A 17,756-nucleotide genomic window follows, 5' to 3' on the forward strand; every position below is an offset into this window, starting at 1 on the left:
GGTAGGGGAGACCGACTTTTGTTGTACGGGTCGGCCCCTAGGGGTGCTCGGGGGCGGTTTCCGGGGTGAGACCTGAGGTTTCGGTTCCGCTTTCTCCGTAACGTCCTCAGTGGAAATGATCACGCCGCCCTCCCTCGCGGATCGGCGTGGTCGGTCTACTGGGAGGGAGTTCCATGCACGCCAAGGCGGACGAGTACCGGGGTGGCCTCGCGGCGTTGTCGGTGAACGCGTCGCTGGACGAGGTGCTCGACGAGGCCGAACGGCACGACGCGGCGGCGACCACGCCGGGAGAACGCGCGGGCGCGCTGCTGGCCATCGCCGAGGCGTGCAGGCGGCTGGGCAGGGTGGAACGCGCGGAACGCGCCTGGCGCGCCAGCTACCGCACCGCACGAGAGGCCGGCGACCAGGACGCGATGGCCTGGGCGCTGTGGAGCGGCGGCACCCTAGCCCGGCAGCGCGGTCGCTACGTGCTGGCGCACCGCCTGCTGACTCGCGCGGTCGAGGTCGCCGAGCGCGGCACAGATCCCATGGCTCGGGGGTACGCGCTGGCGGGACTGGCCGAAACCGGCCGCGTGCAGGGAGATTTCGCCGGAACCCTGCGACTCCACGAGCAGCTGCTGGACGAGGCGCGCCAGATCGGTCAGCCGAGGCACGTCGTGTGGGCGCTGGAGGGGATCGCGCAGATCCACCGGCACCACGGCGACCACGACACCGCGCTTGCCATGTTCACCGAAGCCTGCCAGATCGCCACCGACGGCGACGACCAGCGGGGGCGGGCCTGGGCGCTGCGCGGCATCGCCGACCTCACCTCGCTGCGCGGCGAACCCGACGAGGCCCTGGGCCTGCTGGCGGACGCCGAGCGCACGTGCCGGGACATGCGCCTGGAAGCGGCTCTGGCCTACAACCACAAGATGCGCGGCAACGTCCTCTACCGGGCGGGCCGCTACGCCGAAGCCGAGCGCGTCTACCGCGACACCGTCGAGGAGTTCACCCGCATCTCCGAACCCCGCGGTGAAGCCCTCGCCCGGCTCGGCCTCGTCAAGAGCCGAGCCCGCCGAGGGGCCTCGCCCGCCGAGACCGATCAGGCCCTCCTGGCCCTCCACGCCCGCTTCACCGAGAGCGGCCTGCACCACGCGGCGGACATGGCGCAGGCCGCACGTCGCGAACTCCTCGGCTAGGAGAAGCTGGTGACCGCCAGCTGGTAGCAGACGGCGGCGATCGCGACCAGCCCGATGGCGGCCAGGACGTTCTGCCACCACCTGTTGCGCAGGTCGCCCATCAGGCCGCGCCGGTTGGCCAGGACGAGCAGCAGCACCGCCAGGACGGGAGCGACGACGACCGTCAACGCCTGCGCCGCGATGATGAGCTGGACCGGCGACTCGCCCCGGGCCAGAACGGTGACCAGGGCGCCGAAGCCGAGCACGCCCAGGATTCCGGCGCGGACCCGCCACGAGGCGAGCTTGTTGCCGAAGCCGAGGCCGTCGGAGAGCAGCGTGCCACCTGCGGTGGCGTTCGCGATCATCGCCGAGAGAGCGGCGCCGGTGAAGCCGAGCGAGAAGATGGTCCGCCCGATGTCACCGGCGATCGGGGTGAGGACGGTGGAGAACTGCTTGAGCGTGGCGCCGTCCTCGCCGCCGACGCCGGGCAGGACCGCGGCTGCGGCCATGATGACCAGTGCGGTCATGATCCCGGGCGCGACGATGCCGGGAATGGTGTCGGCGATGGTGGTTTCGCGGTACTGCTCGCGGCGAAGTCCGCGCTCGCGTGAGGCGTAGCCGGCGTAGAACGCGGCGTTGACGGAGAAGTTCGTGCCCACCAGGGCGACGATCAGCAGACCGACTCCTGCGGGCACGACCGGGACCACGGACCCGACGGCCGCGGCTCCCCAGTCGGGCCGGGTGACGATCGCGGTGGCGACGAACGATGCCGCCATGACCGCGACGATGACCAGCACGAGCTTCTCGATGAGCGTGTAGAGCCGCCGTGCGAAGAGGATGCCGACGACGACGGTCGTGCACGCCAGCGTCCACCACATGGGCGAGCCGCCGAACACCAGGGACAGGCCCAGGCCCGAGCCGACGGCGTTGCCGACGGAGAACATCAGGGTGATGGCGAAGACGCCGAACCCGGCGAGTCCGCCGACCCAGCGGCCGAGGTGCTCCTTGATGGTCTGGACGACCGAGCCCTTCGACACGAGTGCGATGCGGATGCTCATGTCGGCGTAGATGAGCATCAGCGCGGTGGAGACGGCGATGACCCAGATCAGGGAGTAGCCGAAGCGGCTCCCGGCCTGCACCGCCGAGGTGAGGTTGCCGGGCCCGAACTGCCAGGCGCCGACGATGAAGGCAGGCCCCATCAGGGCGAACATCCGCAGGACTCGGCGGCCTCTGCCGACTGGAGCGGAACCGGAGGTGTCGTTGGGCCCGTTGTTCAACCGGGCGGGTGCTGCGTCGGACATGGTGCTTCCTCACCCCCACGCGGCATTGTCGCGGGGTCGTTCGGGGACGGCATTGTCACCGGACCGGCCGGGTGGCCGGCAAGGGCCGGATGCGCTCGCGCACCCGGCCCGCAGGTCGGCTCAGATGAGCTTCGCGCTGCGCAGCGCCTGGACGATCTCTTCCTCGGCCTCGGCGGAGAGGTCGATCAGGGGAGAGCGCACGGTCGCGTTCTCCAGCACCCCGAGCGCCTTGAGCGCGAGCTTGAGGGCCACGGTGCCCTCCATGTGCGAACCGCGGTGGTAGACGGCCTTGGTGACCGGCAGCAGGCGGTCGTGCACGGCGCGGGCCGCTGCGTAGTCCTGGGCCTTTCCGGCCGCGATGAGTTCGAGCAGCGGTTCGGGGGCGATGTTGCCGTACCCGACCAGCAGGCCGTCCACGTCGAACATGGTGTGCAGCAGGTACTCGTCGTGGCACGACAGGATCTGCAGATCCGGGTTCTCCCGCCTCAGGACGGGGATCTCGGTGTCCCAGCGACGCATGTTCCGCACGCCGTTCTTGGTGGCGAAAACACCCGGTTGGGCGGCGATCTCGAGCTGGGTGTCGAGGTCGTAGTTCGCCTTGGTGACGTCCGGGTACTGGAAGAGGATGCAGGGCAGGCCCGCCTCCTCGTAGATCGCGCGGTAGCGCTCTTGCGGGGCGCCCTGCTGGTAGCCGAACCGCAGCCAGCCGTGCGAGGGGTACACCAGCGCGGCCTCGGCACCGGCGGCGACCGCGCGCTTGGCCTCCTCGACCGCCACGTGCGTGCCTTCGCCGGTGATCCCGGCGATGACCGGGACGTCGACGGAGTCGACCAGCTGGGAGATGGTGGCCACCTGCTCGTCCTGGGTCAGGAAGGTGCCTTCGCCGGCGTGACCGAGCACCACGAGGCTCTTGACGCCGTCGTGGCCGGCCAGCCACTGGCCGAGCTTGGCCATCGCCTGGTGGTCGACCTCGCCGTCCGGCGTGAACGGCGTGACCGGAGCGGGGTTGAGGCCGCGGAGATCGAGAGACATGCCTGGGACTCCATTTCTGGGAACGGTCGCGGGAACGTTCCCAGAACGATGCGCCACGACTCGCCGACTGTCAAGACCGATCCCGGGAACGTTCCCATCCTCCGGTAGGCTCCGGGTGTGGTGACGATTCTCGATGTGGCCCGAGCGGCCGGGGTCAGCAAGTCCACGGTCTCCCGCGTGCTCGACGAGCGCCTCCCGCGCTCCACCAACGCGACGGCCGAGCGCGTTCGCGAGGTCGCGGCCGAGCTCGGCTACGTCCGCGACCCGCTCGCATCCGGCCTGCGCCGTTCCGGGACCAGCACGGTGGGCGTGATCGTTCCCAGGCTCACCGACACGGTCATGGCGATGCTCTACGAGGCGATCACCGAGGCCGCGGCCGGACGCGACCTGTTCACGGTCGTGGCGACCACCGAAGACCTGCCGGAAGTGCAGGACAAGGCGGTGCAATCGCTGCGGCGGCGCAGGGTCGACGGGCTCATCCTCACCACGGCCCGCGTGGGCGAACCGGTCGACGTCGGCAAGACCTCCTACGCGCTCGCCCTGCGCACCGACGGCAGCAGCCCGGCCGCCATCGGCGACGACCGCCTCGGAGCGCAGCTGGCGACCCGCCACCTCATCGACCTCGGCCACCGCAGGATCGGCCTGGTCGGTGGACCCGCGTACGCCTCGAGCGCGCGAGGGCGCGCAGCGGGCTACCGGGAGGCGCTGGAAAGCGGCGGACTCGGCTTCGACCCGGCACTGGTCGCCGGTGACGCGTTCTCCATCGAGGCCGGTGAGGTCGCCGGGCGTCAGCTGCTGGATCGTTCAGACCCGCCGAGCGCCGTGTTCGCGGTCAACGACAACACGGCGATCGGCGTGCTCGCCGCCGCGCACGCCCTGGGCTTGGAAGTGCCCCGGGACGTGTCGATCGTCGGCTACAACGACATCCCGGTGGTCAGCAGGCTGCCGGTGCCGCTCACCACCGTGCGGGTGCCGTTCCGGCAGATCGCCGCCGACGCCCTGCGCCTGCTGCTCGACGACGGCCCGGGGGCCGGCGAAACCCTGGTGAGCGCCCCGACTCTCATCCCGCGCGGGTCCACCGCCGCACCCCGGCAACTGGGATCCGACGGGCCGCGGCCGTAAGGTCGCCGGGTGGGTTCTGGGACGATTCCGGTGACGCCGGTGCTCGGTGCCGTCGTCGTGCTCCTGCTGGTCGCGGCCGCCGCGGTGGTGCGCCTCGGCGGGTTCGCGCGGCACTGGACCGTGATCACCGCCGGGTTGCGCGGGGCCGCGCAGCTGCTGCTGGTGTCGCTGATCATCACCTCCGTGGTGCGCTGGTCGTGGCTGGTGGCGGCGTTCATCGTGGTGATGTTCGCGATCGCGGCGCGCACGGCGGGGCGGCGCATCACCGGCAACCGCACGTGGTGGTGGGCGGCCGTGCCCATCGCCGCCGGTGTGGCCCCGGTCGCGGGAGTGCTGCTGGTGTCGCGGGCCGTGCCGCTGACCGGACTGGTGCTGATCCCGCTGATCGGCCAGCTGATCGGGGGAGCGCTGACCGCCACGGCGCTGGCCGGTCGCCGGCTCCTCGACGAGCTGGCGCAGCGCAGCGGCGAGGTGGAGGCGGCGTTGTCGCTGGGTCTGTCCGAACGCGACTCGCGGCTCGAAATCGCCCGTCCCGTGGCCGGAACGGCGCTGGTGCCCGCGCTCGACCAGACCCGCACCGTGGGCATGGTGACCCTGCCCGGTGCGTTCGTCGGCATGCTGCTGGGCGGTGCCAGCCCGCTTCAGGCCGGTGCCGTGCAGCTGTTCGTGCTGGTGGGGCTGCTGGCGGTGGAGGCGGTGGCGATCGCGGCCGTGCTGGAGATCGTCGCGCGCGGCCTGGTCACCCGCCCGGCGGCCCACCAGTCGTGACCCGGCCGCCGGTCAGCCCCTGGCAGCGACGCCTTCCTCCGCGCCTACCGCTGACCGTTCGGGTCGCACCCCGCGCGTTTCGGGAATGTCCTGGTGGTGGGGCGGTGTTATCCCGGCAACGGCTTGAGGCGGGGAGGTCGAGATGGCTGAGCACGGAGCTCCCGAATCGTCCGGCGCGGGGGCGATGGATGCCTATTCGCGCACCGTGACTTCGGTAGCCGCGGAGATCACGCCGAGCGTGGCGAGCCTGCGCACTCGCGGAGCCTGGGGCGAGGCCAAGGGGTCGGCGGTGGTGTTCACCGCCGACGGTTTCATGCTGACCAACGCGCACGTCCTCGGCGGTTCGCGCGGCGGGACCGCCTACTTCGCCGACGGCACCAGCGCCGAGATGTCCCTGGTGGGGGCCGATCCGCTGTCGGACCTGGCGGTCGTTCGCGCCGACGGGCAGACGCCGAAACCGGTGGAGCTCGGCGACAGCGACGAGCTCGTCGTGGGCCAGCTGGTGGTGGCCGTGGGCAATCCGCTCGGCTTGACCGGATCGGTCACGGCAGGGGTGGTCAGCGGCCTCGGACGATCGATGCCCTCGGGTGGCGGTCACGCCGCTCGGATGATCGAGGACGTCATCCAGACCGACGCCGCGCTCAACCCCGGCAACTCCGGTGGCGCCCTCGCCGACGCGCGAGGCGTCGTGGTCGGGATCAACACGGCCGTGGCCGGCATCGGTGTGGGACTGGCGATTCCGATCAACTCGACGACCCGCCGGATCATCTACTCGCTGATGCGCACCGGGCGGGTTCGCCGCGCCTACCTCGGTCTGGTCACCACGCCCGCCCCGCTTCCGGAGGAGCTGGCCCGGCGCATCGACCAGCGCACCGGTCTGCGGGTCGTCGACGTCGTGCGCCGCAGCCCGGCCGACCGCGCCGGCCTCCACGCCGGTGATCTCGTGCTGACCGCCGCGGGCGAGCCGGTCCGCAACGCCCAGGGACTGCAACGGCTCATGTTCGCCGAAGCCATCGGCAAACCGCTGCAGATCACCGTCACCCGCAACGGCGCGATGGTCGACGTCATCGCGGAACCCACCGAGCTCCAGGACGCGGCGGCCTGACGATAGGTTCGCGGGGTCAGCTCGGCTCGTGAGGTGAGGCGTCGATGGGGATCAGCACGGTCGTTCCGGAGGAACACCGCGCCGACGCGGAGCTGTTGTGGAACTACCACGACATGGGGCACGAGCTGCGGCCTTGCGACGTCGGAGTCGGGCTCGGCAGCCACGATCTAGGCGTCGCCGACCACGTCGTCGAGCTCTACGGCGGCGGGTGGTTCCCGCTGGTCGTGTTCACCGGCGCCAACGCACCGACGACCGTCGAGCGCTTCCCGCGCGGCGAGGCCGTGCACTACCGCGAGCACGCGATCGGGCGCGGTGTTCCGGACGCGGCGATCGTCGTCGAGCCGAAGGCCACCAACACCGCCGAGAACATCGAGTTCACCCGCCAGGCCTTGGCGGACCGCGAGGTCGAGTCCCTGCTGCTGGTGTCCAAGCCCTACCAACAGCGACGCGCCTTCGCCACGGCGAAGAAGATCTGGCCCGAGGTCGACATCGTCTGCAGCTCGCAGCGCACCCCGCTGGACGACTACGTCCGCGCCATCGGCGACGCCGACCGCGTCATCGACATGCTCGTCGGCGACACCCAGCGCATCACCCTCTACGCCGAACGCGGTTTCGCGATCCCGCAGGACGTGCCCGCCGAGGTCGAAGCGGCCTACCACCGCCTGCTGGCCGCCGGTTACACCCGCCGACTCGTCCAGGACTGATCGTCCGCGAACCTCCGGTGGTGGAGTTGTCGACCGGGCGCGGCCCATCCGCTACCGGTAGTCCACCTCGGCGCCCGCTAGCGCTGCTCGTATAGCGCGCATGCGTGCATCTCGGACATTCTTCCTGACCGCCCAGACCGCTCTCGCGCTCATCATCGTGCCCACCCATGCCCACGCGGAGCCGGTTCCCGGCCCCACCGACGGGGTGCAGCCGTTGGAGCGCGCCCACGCTCATAACGACTACGAGCATCAGCGGCCGCTGTTCGACGCGCTCTCGCACGGTTTCCGGAGTGTCGAGGCCGACGTCTGGCTGGTGAACGGCGAGCTGTGCATCGGCCACGACGCGCCCGACTGCAGCCGCACCCTGGAATCGCTCTACCTCGAGCCCCTGGCCGAGATCGCCGGTGCCAACGGCGGCGAGATCTACGACGAATCCACCGAGCCGCTGCGCCTCTACGTCGACGTCAAGGACGGCGGCCAGGCGGTGTGGGACGTGCTCGCCGACCAGCTCAACGACCGCCCGCAGCTGGTCAGCTCGTGGGCGAACGACCGCGAGACCACCCGTGCCGTCGAGGTCGTCGTCTCCGGCCAGCTGGCCAACCAGACCTTCGACGACCCGGTCCGCTGGGCATCCGGAGACGGCCGCATCGTCACTCCGCCCCCGGCCGATGCCACCAGCGCCGACCTCGTGGTCCTCTCCGACAACTGGACCCGGCTGTTCACCTGGCAAGGCGTCGGCCCCATGCCGGAGAACGAACGGCAGAAGCTGCACGAGCTCGTCGATCGCGCCCACGCCGGGGGCCACGAGGTGCGGTTCTGGGCCACCCCGGACATCGAACCCGGCGCCCGGGAAGCGGTCTGGCGCGAACTGGTCGACGCCGACGTCGACCAGATCAACACCGATCACCTCACCGCGCTCGAGGAGTTCCTGAAGACCCACGACCCCGCCGAGCAGAACTCGTGATTCCTTTCCTCCCTGACCACGGCAGCGAGTTGAGCCCGGGCTGATCGGTTCCGCCGTCAGCGGAACCGCGATCCCGAGCGCTCGACCGGTGTCAGGATGGGTCCATGGCGGACGTTCTTGACTTCCAGCGCAAGCGCAAGGCCGAGCCCGAGCCGCTGTGGCGCGAGGAGCTCGGCCGCAGCCTGCGTGCGACCCGGGAGGACCGCGGCGACCGGCTCGTCGACGTCGCAGAGCGAGCCGGTGTGTCACCCCAGTACCTCTCCGAGATCGAGCGGGGCCGCAAGGAACCCTCCAGCGAGATGATCGCCGCCGTCACCGGAGCGCTCGGCATCGACCTCGCCGATCTGCTCGGCAGCATCGCCGGGCAGGTCCGACGCAGCAGGCCCGCGGCCCCCGCTCCGGTCGGCCGCCCGGCCGGACCGCTGCTGATGGCGGCCTAGCTCCGCTCGTCCAGGACGTGGTCCGCGAGGCCGTAGGCGACCGCCTCCTGCGCGTCGAAGACCCGGTCGCGGTCTGTGTCGTGCCGCAGCGTCGCCACGTCCCGTCCGGTGTGCCGGGACAGGATCTCCTCCAGCTGGGTGCGGACCCGGACCACCTCGTCCGCCTGCAGGATCAGGTCCGGGATCGTGCCCCGGCCCTGCGCGGCCGGCTGGTGCAGCACCACCCGCGTGTGCGGGAGCACCGCGCGGTGGCCGGGTGCTCCTGCCGCCAGCAGCACCGCGCTGGCCGCGACCGCCTGACCGACGCAGGTCGTGGCGACCGGGGCCTTGATGTAGCGGATGGTGTCGTAGAGCGCGAGCATCGCGGACGGGTCGCCGCCCTCGGAGTTGATGTAGAGGTTGATCTCCCGATCGGGGCTGTCGGCCTCCAGGTGCAGCAGCTGGGCGATCAGCGCGTTCGCGACACCGGAGTCGATCGGGGTTCCGAGGTAGACGATGCGTTCGGCGAGCAGGTGCGAGTAGACGTCCATGATCCGCTCGCCGTTGGTGCTGCGTGTGATGACGTTGGGAATCGTGTAGCTGGTCATGCCCGAACCCCCGTCTCCGCGCCGAGGCCCATGGGCGTGCGCATCGGCATCACCTGGCCCAGGCCGTCGACGATGTGGTCGACGAACCCGTACTCGCGTGCCTGCTCGCTGCTGAACCAGCGGTCGTGCAGCGAGTCGGCGAAGACCCGTTCGACCGGCTGGCCGGTGTCCTCGGCGATGATGCCCAGCACCGTGTCCCGCGTGTAGCGCAGGTCGTCGGCCTGCACCTCCACCTCGACGGCCGAACCGCTGATCCCGGCCGAACCCTGGTGCATCAGGATTCGCGCGTGCGGCAGCGCGAAGCGCTTGCCGGGAGTGCCCGCCGACAGCAGGAACTGGCCCGCGCTGCACGCGAGTCCGAGCGCGAGCGTGGACACGTCGCACGGGACGAGCCGCATCACGTCGCGGATCGCCAGCATCGACGGCACCGAGCCGCCGGGGGAGTGGATCCACAGCGCGATGTCCTTGCCGGGATCGGAGTGGGCGAGGGACAGCATCTGCGTGATCAGCACCGTCCCGTTGTCGTCTTCGAGCGGACCGTCGAGCACCAGGACCCGCTGGTCGTAGAACCGTTCGCGAAGCCGGTGGTCGAACATCGGCTGCTTCTCGTCGTTGGCCATGACCCGACCATGCCGCCGGAACCCCGCTCGTGGAGCCCCGCGCTGCCCTGAGCAGATCCGCCGTCAGCGGCGTCGTGAGTCGTGCTCCGGTGGCAGCAGTGCTGCGCGAGCGTGGGTGGCGAAGGTGCTCTCCCAGCGGTGCAGGTCGGCCGCGGCGAAGCGGTGGTATTGCAGCTGGGCGGTCGGGCGGTGGTAGACGGGGTCTTCGGTGCGCCAGGCCGCCTGGCGCAAGGGGGTTTTCGCCGTCTTGTTGCTGGCAGTGAGGGGTATTTCGGCGGTGATGCGGACGAATCGGGGGAGGCACTTGGTGCCCAGATCGGGCTGAGCGGCGAGGAAGTCCGCGAAGGCCGCCGGGTGGAACTCGTCCCGCAGCTGGAGGGCGCACATGACCTGGTCGCCGGTGCGCGGATCCGGCACCGGGTAGACCGCCACCGCTTCGACCGGCTCCCAGCGCTGGAGAATTCGTTCCACCGATGCCGCGGAGAAGTTCTCGCCGTCCACGCGGATCCGGTCGGCGGTGCGCCCGGCGAAGTAGAAGAACCCGTCGGTGTCGCGGTAGGCGAGGTCGCCGGTCCAGAAGTCCTCGCCGCGCACGCGTTCCGCCTGAGCTTCGGGGTTGTTGTAGTAGCCCTCGAACGCGTCGGCCTTACCGAGGGCGACGATCTGCCCGATGGCCTCCTCGGCGTTGCTCAACCGCCCGTGCTCGTCGAACACCGCGGGCGGGCATTCGGTCGCGGTGTCCTCCCGCAGCACCCGGACGTCGAGTCCGCCCACGGGCAGGCCGAGCGAGTCCGGTGGGCTCTCGGCGGTCCGGTTGATCCGCAGCACGCCCTCGCTCATCCCGTACCCCTCGGAAACCCGGCAGCCGAAGCGCTCGGCGAACCGTTCGGCGTCATCCGGTGAGGCTTCGGTGCCGACGGCGAGCCGCAGCGTGCTGCGCCGGTCGGCCTCGGTCTCCGGCCGCGCGAGGACGTAGGCGAGGGTGCGTCCCACGTAGTTGACGAAAGTGACGCCGTAGCGGTGGATCTCGGGCGCGAATCCGGACGCGGAGAACTTGCGGGCCAGGCACACCGCCGACCCGACGTGCATCGCCGGCGCCAGGTTCATCATCGCCGAATTTCCGTGGAACAGCGGCATGCACAGGTACGACACCGAGTCCCGCGTGAGTTCGGTGCGCACGGCCAGCGACTCCGCGAGCGCGCCCAACCGGCCCTGCGAGCAGATCACCGCCTTCGGCGCCCCGGTCGAACCAGAGCTGAACAGCAGCAACAACGTTCGGCCCGGTTCCGGTGAAATCGACGGCAGCTCGGCGTGGTCGGGAAGCCGGTCGAGGTCGCTGTCGACGTTGAGCACCGACGCCCCGTGGTCGATCCCGTCGAGCAATCCCGACAGGCGCGTCTCGGTGACGACGACCTCGCAGTCGGTGTGCCGGATGTCGCGGGCGAGCCCGGCGCCCCGCCGGGTCGGGTTGATGCCCACCACGACCGCGCCCTCCAGCGCGGCGGCGACGATCCAGAACACGTGGTCAGGAACGTTCTCCAGCAGCAAGCCGACCTGCCGGACACCCGTCCGGCGAAGCCAGGCCGCGCGCCGCGCGCCTTCGGCGACGACCTGAGCCCACGTCCACGACCGCTCCTCGAAGCGCAGCCCGATCCGCTCGTCGCGGGCCCGCGAGCGCACGATCTCGGCGAAGGTGCTCACCGCTGCTCACCGAGATCCCGGCCCCGGGTCTCGGAGATCAGCAGCACCGAGACGATCGAAACACCGACCGCACCCACGATGATGCAGCTCAGCGGCAGGCTCGACCCGCCGGTGCCGGCCACCAGCGTGGCGGCGATCATCGGGGTGAAACCCGCGCCGAGCAGGCTCGCCATCTGGTAGCCCAGCGACACCCCGGTGTAGCGCACGCGGGTCCCGAACATCTCCGAGAGCATCGGTGCCAGCGGCGCGTACATGAGGTTCTGGAAGATCTGCGCGACCACCAGCGCCGCGATCATCGCCGGCACGGTCCGCAACTCCAGCAGCGCGTACATCGGGAACGCGAACAGGACCGCCCCGGACGCGCCGATCAGCAGCACCCGGCGCCGGCCGATGCGGTCGGAGAGCGCGGAGAAGATCGGGATCCCGATCAGCCCGGTCAGGCTGATCAGCAGGTGCGCGCGCATGATGTCCGGCAGGTCGTAACCGAGCCCCTTGGCGTAGGCGACGCTGTGCGAGCCGATCAGCGCCGTCATCGCGAACGGCCCGATCCCCGCAGCGCACGCCAGCAGCACCGCCCGCGGGCGCCGCAGCACCCGCAGCAGCGGCAACGACTCCCGCTCACCGGCCTCGGCCATCGCCTGCCGGAACAGCGGGCTCTCCACCACGCTCAACCGGACGTACAGGCCGATGATCAGCAGGATCGCGCTGGCCAGGAAGGGAATCCGCCAGCCCCAGGACACGAAGTCCTCGCGAGGCAGCAACGTCACCAGCGCGACGGCCCCGTTCGACAGCAGCGATCCGAGCGGCGAACCGGCCTGCATGATCCCCACCCAGGTGCCGCGACGTCGCGCATCGGCGTGCTCGATGACCATCAGCGCCGCACCGCCGTACTCGCCGCCCACCGCGATCCCCTGCACGCAGCGCAGCAGCACCAGCAGGACCGGCGCGGTCAACCCGATCGACGAGTACGTCGGCAGCACGCCGATGAGCACGCTCGCCACGCCCATCAGCACCATGCTCATGACCAGCGCGGACTTGCGCCCGAGCTTGTCGCCGAAGTGCCCGAAGATCAACCCGCCGAGCGGCCGCGCGACGTACCCCGCAGCCAACGTCCCGAACGCGGCAATGGTGGACACGGCGGGGTTCGACCCGGGGAAGTACAGCGTCCCGAACACCAGCGCGGCCATCGTCGAGTAGAGCAGGAAGTCGTAGTACTCGATGACGGTGCCCAGCAGCCCGGACAACGCCACCTTCCGCACCTGGCGACGGTCCACCGCCTCCGCAACAGGAACCGACCCCGGCATCGCCACTGACACCACTTCCTCCGCCGAACCAAGCGCTTGCTAGGCAACCTACGACGCCGATCACCCCAGGTCAACAACGAACAACCCCGACCCGACCCCGAGCACCGGATTTCAATGGAAGTCCGACACCGGATTTCAGTGGAAGTCCGACACCGGATTTCAGTGGAAGTCCGACACCGGATTTCAGTGGAAGTCCGGGATGGTGCCCGAGTTCAGTGGTAGCCCGGGATGGTGCCCGAGTTCAGTGGAAGTCCGGTGCCCGGTTTCAGTGGAAGTCCGGGATGGTGCCCGGTTTCAGTGGAAGTCCGGTCCCGGATTTCAGTGGAAGTTCGGGGGTGGGTCTGAGTTCAGTGGAAATCCGGCACTGGAGTTCGGTGCTGGCCCTGGTCACCTGGCTCGGACTGCGCGGCCATCGCCTGCTCCGCAGGCCGGAGCAGCAGCGCGAACCCGCCGGGCAGTCCTAGTCGGAGGTCCAGAGCGAGTCCAGCGGGAGCCGACCGGTCGGGATCGCCGATCGACCAGCGGGGCTCGGCGCGGGAATGACGCCAGGGCTCGGAGTGAATCGGCCATGCGGTCGACACGATCGGCCTGCGTCGTGGCTGGTGAGGCGGGTCGGCAGCGGACTGCCTGCGGCCGGGCCTTTCGCCCCTGCCTGCCGGGAAGATCCGCCGGGACCCTTCCGTACTAGAGCCGGACAACAGCCTGAGGGGATCCGAACATGACCGCCGAACAGCCGTACCCGCGACCGGTGCCTCCCGCGATGTCGTTCCCAGCGCCCACCAACGGCATGTCGGTGGCCGCGCTGGTCCTGGGCATTCTCGGGGTCGCACCGCTGGCGGTGATCTTCGGTCACATCGCCGTGCGCGACATCAGGAAGAACCCGCCGCAGTCCGGGTACGGCATGGCGATCGCCGGACTGGTGCTGGGGTACGTGGTCCTGGCGGCGTGGGTGATGATCCTCCTCTTCTTCTTGGTCGTCATGATCGGAGCGTCCACCACCAGCGCGCTGGGCGCGTAGCGGGCGTTCTGCCTTGAGGGGTGGTCGGCCGGTGCCGGGGAGGGGAAGGTGCACCGGCCGACCTGGAACCGCTATGTCGGCGGGGAGTCAGCCGAGCGGTTCCTGATTCAGGGACGTGTCGTCATCCGTCTGCTGCCCTCGCCATCCGCAACGCCGCTTCGTAGCACTCCGGACACGTCGCCCACAGCCATGCGATCTCGGTGTTGTCCGCGACCTGATCGACCTTGCCGCACAACGTCGTGACCGCGGTTCCGCTCGGATAGACCAGCGCGCCTTCCGGTCGTTCATCGGTGCTCGCATGTCGCGACGAGTTCGCCGGAACCCAGTGGAATTTGTACATCGCAACCCCCAGGTGATTCGATGTTGATGGTGTCTGAATCAGAATCGACGTCTAGTAGTCGTTGATCAATTACCTAATCGTGGGATGGATATACCAGGTCAGCGGCCATACGATCTGTCTCGTGCCTGTAGACACCACCGGAATGACGCCGCGATCGCGAGCGCTTGCTGCAGCGATCCGAACGGTCCGCGAGGAAGCCGGGATCAGCGGGCGTGAGCTGAGCAAGCGCCTTGGCATGAGCCACGGGACGATCTCGCATTGGGAAACCGGCCGACGAGTACCGACACCCGAGGACGTGGCGTCGCTGTTGACAGCGGCGGGAGTGACCGGCGCGGAAAAGCGGCGACTCGTCGAGCTTGCGAGGCACGCGAGCGAGCCGAACTGGCTCACCGTCGGCATACCGGGAATCCCGCAGCAACTTGCCGGAGCAGTCGAGTGCGAGCGGTCTGCGTCAGCGATTCATCAGTGGTCCCCCATGTTGATTCCAGGATTGCTTCAGACCACCGACTACGCCCGTGCACTCTTGAAAGCTGGCGGGCTGCCTCCGAACGAGATCGAAACTCGCGCGATGGTGCGGATCGCCCGCCGAGAGACGATCACGTGCAAGACGCCGCTACGCCTGCATGTTCTGGTCGGTGAGAACGCCCTGCGGGACGAGATCGGCTCGCCCGAGGTGATGGTGGACCAGCTGCGCCATCTCCTCGGGCTGATGGCACGGGACAATGTGACGATCCAGGTCGTGCCGCCCAACGTTGGCTGGCACCCCGGCGTGGTCGGTCCCTTCGTCATGTACGACTTTCCGGACGCTCCGTCGGCTGTTCACTTCGAGCACTACAGCTCTGGAGCGTTCGTCGTCGACACTGACGATGTTCATGAGTATCGACATGCGGTCGATTGGATCTGCAAAGTGGCCTTGAGTCCTGAAGCTACGGCAGAGCTCATCGGCGCGATCGTAGAGAGCAAGGAGGACCTACCGTGAACGAGATCCAGGACTGGCGGAAGCCCAGTCGTAGCCAGCCGAATGGAAACTGCGTGGAGGTTGGTCGCGTAGTCGGTTGGCGCAAGTCGAGCTTCAGCCATCCCAACGGCGAGTGCATCGAGGTGGGGGACTTATCCGGGCACGCTGCGGTGCGTGACTCGAAGGTGCCGGACGCGGGGTACTTCACGGCGACGCCGTCGCAGTGGGCGGCGTTCATCGACGCGGTGAAGGGCGACCGGTTCTCGCTCTGAGGCGCTGCGGGCACGGTGCGTCAACCGTGCCCGTACTCCTACGGAGCGTGCACGTCCGACTACGGAAAGACATTTCGACTGAAGCGGACCTTCCGGGCGGTGGGCGTGGAATCGGATTCGCCGTGAATCGTTGCGTTCGAGCACTCGACCTGGCGCGTCGTCCCGACTAGACAGACACCCAACACAAGGACGACGGAACAACGAGGTTCAGCCATGTCGGACTCCGTGCAGCACGCTGCGGGCGCTGGTCGCACCCGGGAAGAGAAGCGGTTGCTCGCCAGCACGCTCGTCGGGACGACCATCGAGTGGTACGACTTCTTCATCTACGCCCAGGCGGCGAGCTTGGTGTTCGCGCCGCACTTCTTCAAGCCACTGAGCGCGGACGCACCGGGGGTGGCCAGCCTGCTGTCGCTGGCGACCATCGGCATCAGCTTCCTGTTCCGGCCGCTCGGAGCGGTCGTCGCCGGGCGGTTCGGTGACCGGCTCGGGCGCAAGGCGATGCTGGTCATGACGCTGATCATGATGGGTGCGGCGACCGCGCTGATCGGGCTGCTGCCCACCTACGCCCAGATCGGGGTCGCGGCACCGATCCTGCTGATCGTGCTGCGCATCGTGCAGGGCTTCTCCGCGGGCGGGGAATGGGGTGGCGCGGCGCTGATGGCCGTCGAGCACGCGCCGCACGGCAAGCGCGGCTACTTCGGCTCCTACCCGCAGACCGGCGTGCCGCTCGGGTTGATCCTGGCCACCGGGGTGCTGTGGGTGATCAGCTCGTCGACCAGCGAGGAGCAGTTCCTCGCCTGGGGCTGGCGGATCCCGTTCCTGCTGTCGGTCGTGCTCATCGTGTTCGGCTACCTGGTGCGACGCATGGTCGAGGAGAGCCCGGTGTTCCAGGAAATGCTGGAGCGCAAGGCCCACTCCTCGGCGCCGCTGCAGGAGCTGTTCCGCAGCAACACCCGCAACGTCGTGCTGGCCGCGCTGATCTTCGTCGCCAACAACGCCGCCGGCTACCTGGTCATCGCCTACTTCCTCAGCTACGGCAAGACCCTCGGGCTGTCCCGGCCGACCGTGCTGCTGGCGACGATCGTCGGAGCCGTCGGATGGCTGGTGTTCACCGTCTACTCGGGTGCGCTGTCCGACCGGATCGGACGGGTGCGCACGTTCCAGATCGGCTACGCGGCCGTGTTCGTGTGGATGCTGCCGATGTTCCTCATGATGGGAACGGGCAGCGGCGTGCTGTTCGCGCTGGCCATCGTGGTGCTGTCGTTCGGCATCGGGCTGTCCTACGGGCCGATGTCGGCGATGTACGCCGAGATGTTCCCCGCCAATGTGCGCTACTCCGGCGTGTCCATCGGATACGCCTTCGGCGCCATCCTCGGCGGGGCCTTCGCGCCCACCATCGCCGAGGCGCTCACCCAGGCCACGGGCAGCGCCTACGCGGTCGGCGCGTACATCATGGTGCTCAGCGTCATCTCGATCATCGCCGTCACCATGGTCCGCGAACCCCGCGGCGCCGACCTGAACGCCTAAGAGCTGTTTAGGAATCACTTTGCTCAGCGGTGCGGGTAGCGGAACCTGAGGCGGTCCTCCTGCTCCGGGCGCGCCGACTCATGTATGCCAATACACCACGTCGACACGTCCTCACAGGAGAACCGCCTCAGAACCCGCGGCGGTGCGAGCTGGGTCCCGCACCTGAAACAGCGGCTCCGCCGCATTCCTAAACACCTAGTCCCCTCCTCGGCGGTGTCGGGGGTTTCGAACTTCGCGCGAAATTGGAAAACCCCCGCACCCCGAGCCGTTCCTCGCCGTATCGTCGCCGTGCGGTGGTCCACAGCCGGACCGGCGGTGATCGGAACGGGGTGTGAACGTGGGTGGCGCTGTGGTTGAGGGTGAGGAGCGGGACACCGGCGATGCCGCGCTCGAAGTGCTGCGGGCCGAGCTGGCGAGGGCGGATGCCGCGATCGCCCGCACCGACACGAAGGCGAGCGTGCTGCTCGCGGTCTTCGGGCCGATCGTGACGGTCGGCGCGGCGGCGGTCCAGCGGATCCCGCTGCCCGCGGCCGGGCGGATGGCGCTGTGGGGCGCGCTCGTGCTGACGTTGCTGGCCGTCCTGCTGCTGCTCGCCGTGGTGCGACCGCAACTGCGCGGCAGCGGGTTTCACCACAGCAGGCGGATGACCGACGAGGAGATGACGGGCTTCGTCGAGCGGATCGTCGAGAACCCGCAGCGCTGGTACCGGCAGCAGCTGCTCACCATCTCCCGGCTCGGCGCGACGAAGTTCCGCGGAGTCCGGCTGGCGACCGCGTTCATCGGCGCGGGCATGATCACGGCAGTCCTCGCCGTGGCGTCATCCCAGTGGTGACGCC

General features: G+C 69.5%; 20 protein-coding genes. 13 read left to right on the forward strand and 7 right to left on the reverse strand.

From position 1 onward, the window contains the following. Positions 1–173 precede the first annotated feature (173 nt). Complete coding sequence (locus tag AB0J91_RS06635; protein WP_363864828.1) at positions 174–1,178, forward strand: tetratricopeptide repeat protein; 1,005 nt, start codon at positions 174–176, stop codon at positions 1,176–1,178. On the opposite strand, the gene AB0J91_RS06640 is transcribed toward AB0J91_RS06635, so the two are convergent. Together AB0J91_RS06640 and AB0J91_RS06645 are read right to left on the reverse strand one after the other, a co-directional pair. Beyond that, on the reverse strand, positions 1,175–2,458 hold the full coding sequence (locus AB0J91_RS06640; protein WP_363864830.1) for an Nramp family divalent metal transporter: 1,284 nt from the start codon (positions 2,456–2,458) through the stop codon (positions 1,175–1,177). The genes AB0J91_RS06635 and AB0J91_RS06640 overlap by 4 nt on opposite strands. A 120-nt stretch (positions 2,459–2,578) precedes the next feature. After that, positions 2,579–3,490, reverse strand: coding sequence for a dihydrodipicolinate synthase family protein (locus AB0J91_RS06645; protein WP_363864832.1), 912 nt, complete (start codon positions 3,488–3,490; stop codon positions 2,579–2,581). 120 nt (positions 3,491–3,610) lie between these two features. On the opposite strand from AB0J91_RS06645, the gene AB0J91_RS06650 reads away from it, so the two are divergent. The 6 genes from AB0J91_RS06650 (at position 3,611) to AB0J91_RS06675 (ending at position 8,593) form a co-directional block, all read left to right on the forward strand. Further along, a complete protein-coding gene (locus AB0J91_RS06650; protein ID WP_363864834.1) occupies positions 3,611–4,612 on the forward strand; it encodes a LacI family DNA-binding transcriptional regulator in 1,002 nt (333 codons plus the stop codon). A gap of 9 nt (positions 4,613–4,621) precedes the next feature. Next, entirely contained in the window at positions 4,622–5,380 is a 759-nt protein-coding gene (locus tag AB0J91_RS06655; RefSeq protein ID WP_363864836.1) for an ABC transporter permease, read from the forward strand. A gap of 142 nt (positions 5,381–5,522) precedes the next feature. Continuing rightward, positions 5,523–6,485, forward strand: coding sequence for a trypsin-like peptidase domain-containing protein (locus AB0J91_RS06660; protein ID WP_363864838.1), 963 nt, complete (start codon positions 5,523–5,525; stop codon positions 6,483–6,485). A gap of 44 nt (positions 6,486–6,529) precedes the next feature. Continuing rightward, the gene (locus tag AB0J91_RS06665; protein WP_363864840.1) at positions 6,530–7,189 is read left to right on the forward strand and encodes a YdcF family protein; all 660 of its coding nucleotides are present in this window, start codon (positions 6,530–6,532) and stop codon (positions 7,187–7,189) included. 100 nt (positions 7,190–7,289) lie between these two features. After that, a complete protein-coding gene (locus AB0J91_RS06670) occupies positions 7,290–8,153 on the forward strand; it encodes a hypothetical protein (RefSeq protein ID WP_363864842.1) in 864 nt (287 codons plus the stop codon). Positions 8,154–8,257: 104 nt separating this feature from the next. Beyond that, positions 8,258–8,593, forward strand: coding sequence for a helix-turn-helix transcriptional regulator (locus AB0J91_RS06675; protein ID WP_363864844.1), 336 nt, complete (start codon positions 8,258–8,260; stop codon positions 8,591–8,593). On the opposite strand, the gene AB0J91_RS06680 is transcribed toward AB0J91_RS06675, so the two are convergent. The 4 genes from AB0J91_RS06680 to AB0J91_RS06695 form a co-directional block, all read right to left on the reverse strand. Beyond that, a complete protein-coding gene (locus tag AB0J91_RS06680; protein WP_363864846.1) occupies positions 8,590–9,180 on the reverse strand; it encodes an ATP-dependent Clp protease proteolytic subunit in 591 nt (196 codons plus the stop codon). The genes AB0J91_RS06675 and AB0J91_RS06680 overlap by 4 nt on opposite strands. Next, entirely contained in the window at positions 9,177–9,800 is a 624-nt protein-coding gene (locus AB0J91_RS06685; RefSeq protein WP_363864847.1) for an ATP-dependent Clp protease proteolytic subunit, read from the reverse strand. The genes AB0J91_RS06680 and AB0J91_RS06685 overlap by 4 nt, the downstream gene beginning before the upstream one ends. 63 nt (positions 9,801–9,863) lie before the next feature. Continuing rightward, the gene (locus tag AB0J91_RS06690) at positions 9,864–11,501 is read right to left on the reverse strand and encodes an AMP-binding protein (protein WP_363864849.1); all 1,638 of its coding nucleotides are present in this window, start codon (positions 11,499–11,501) and stop codon (positions 9,864–9,866) included. Then, positions 11,498–12,760 carry an MFS transporter gene (locus tag AB0J91_RS06695; protein WP_363864851.1) on the reverse strand — a complete coding sequence of 421 codons (1,263 nt, stop codon included), beginning with the start codon at positions 12,758–12,760 and terminating at the stop codon, positions 11,498–11,500. The genes AB0J91_RS06690 and AB0J91_RS06695 overlap by 4 nt, the downstream gene beginning before the upstream one ends. Positions 12,761–13,140: 380 nt before the next feature. Between AB0J91_RS06695 and AB0J91_RS06700 the strand changes: the two genes are divergently transcribed. After that, positions 13,141–13,269 carry a hypothetical protein gene (locus AB0J91_RS06700; protein WP_363864853.1) on the forward strand — a complete coding sequence of 43 codons (129 nt, stop codon included), beginning with the start codon at positions 13,141–13,143 and terminating at the stop codon, positions 13,267–13,269. 254 nt (positions 13,270–13,523) lie between these two features. Next, entirely contained in the window at positions 13,524–13,823 is a 300-nt protein-coding gene (locus AB0J91_RS06705; protein ID WP_363864855.1) for a DUF4190 domain-containing protein, read from the forward strand. A 121-nt stretch (positions 13,824–13,944) separates the two neighbouring features. Here AB0J91_RS06705 and AB0J91_RS06710 read toward each other — a convergent pair whose 3' ends face one another. Continuing rightward, positions 13,945–14,163: a zinc finger protein gene (locus AB0J91_RS06710; RefSeq protein WP_363864856.1), complete on the reverse strand. Its 219-nt coding sequence runs from the start codon at positions 14,161–14,163 to the stop codon at positions 13,945–13,947. Positions 14,164–14,284: 121 nt separating this feature from the next. Here AB0J91_RS06710 and AB0J91_RS06715 point away from each other — a divergent pair, with 121 nt between their 5' ends. The 4 genes from AB0J91_RS06715 to AB0J91_RS06730 all read left to right on the forward strand — a co-directional run bounded on the left by AB0J91_RS06715 (position 14,285) and on the right by AB0J91_RS06730 (position 17,752). Next, entirely contained in the window at positions 14,285–15,142 is an 858-nt protein-coding gene (locus AB0J91_RS06715; RefSeq protein ID WP_363864858.1) for a helix-turn-helix transcriptional regulator, read from the forward strand. Next, positions 15,139–15,393, forward strand: coding sequence for a DUF397 domain-containing protein (locus tag AB0J91_RS06720; RefSeq protein ID WP_363864860.1), 255 nt, complete (start codon positions 15,139–15,141; stop codon positions 15,391–15,393). Before AB0J91_RS06715 ends, AB0J91_RS06720 begins: the two co-directional genes overlap by 4 nt. Before the next feature lie 213 nt (positions 15,394–15,606). Then, positions 15,607–16,920: an MFS transporter gene (locus tag AB0J91_RS06725; protein WP_363864862.1), complete on the forward strand. Its 1,314-nt coding sequence runs from the start codon at positions 15,607–15,609 to the stop codon at positions 16,918–16,920. Positions 16,921–17,269: 349 nt separating this feature from the next. Beyond that, the gene (locus AB0J91_RS06730) at positions 17,270–17,752 is read left to right on the forward strand and encodes a Pycsar system effector family protein (RefSeq protein ID WP_363864864.1); all 483 of its coding nucleotides are present in this window, start codon (positions 17,270–17,272) and stop codon (positions 17,750–17,752) included. The last annotated feature ends 4 nt before the right edge of the window (positions 17,753–17,756 follow it).

Source organism: Saccharopolyspora sp. NPDC049357, assembly GCF_040677225.1.
GTDB lineage: Bacteria > Actinomycetota > Actinomycetes > Mycobacteriales > Pseudonocardiaceae > Saccharopolyspora.

Coding starts and splice junctions, on each gene's coding strand:
- AB0J91_RS06680 (WP_363864846.1), bottom strand. CDS start 9,180: ATGACCAGCTACACGATTCCCAACGTCATCACACGCAGCACCAACGGC.
- AB0J91_RS06710 (WP_363864856.1), bottom strand. CDS start 14,163: ATGTACAAATTCCACTGGGTTCCGGCGAACTCGTCGCGACATGCGAGC.
- AB0J91_RS06635 (WP_363864828.1), top strand. CDS start 174: ATGCACGCCAAGGCGGACGAGTACCGGGGTGGCCTCGCGGCGTTGTCG.
- AB0J91_RS06725 (WP_363864862.1), top strand. CDS start 15,607: ATGTCGGACTCCGTGCAGCACGCTGCGGGCGCTGGTCGCACCCGGGAA.
- AB0J91_RS06665 (WP_363864840.1), top strand. CDS start 6,530: ATGGGGATCAGCACGGTCGTTCCGGAGGAACACCGCGCCGACGCGGAG.
- AB0J91_RS06685 (WP_363864847.1), bottom strand. CDS start 9,800: ATGGCCAACGACGAGAAGCAGCCGATGTTCGACCACCGGCTTCGCGAA.
- AB0J91_RS06640 (WP_363864830.1), bottom strand. CDS start 2,458: ATGTCCGACGCAGCACCCGCCCGGTTGAACAACGGGCCCAACGACACC.
- AB0J91_RS06660 (WP_363864838.1), top strand. CDS start 5,523: ATGGCTGAGCACGGAGCTCCCGAATCGTCCGGCGCGGGGGCGATGGAT.
- AB0J91_RS06645 (WP_363864832.1), bottom strand. CDS start 3,490: ATGTCTCTCGATCTCCGCGGCCTCAACCCCGCTCCGGTCACGCCGTTC.
- AB0J91_RS06675 (WP_363864844.1), top strand. CDS start 8,258: ATGGCGGACGTTCTTGACTTCCAGCGCAAGCGCAAGGCCGAGCCCGAG.
- AB0J91_RS06670 (WP_363864842.1), top strand. CDS start 7,290: ATGCGTGCATCTCGGACATTCTTCCTGACCGCCCAGACCGCTCTCGCG.
- AB0J91_RS06705 (WP_363864855.1), top strand. CDS start 13,524: ATGACCGCCGAACAGCCGTACCCGCGACCGGTGCCTCCCGCGATGTCG.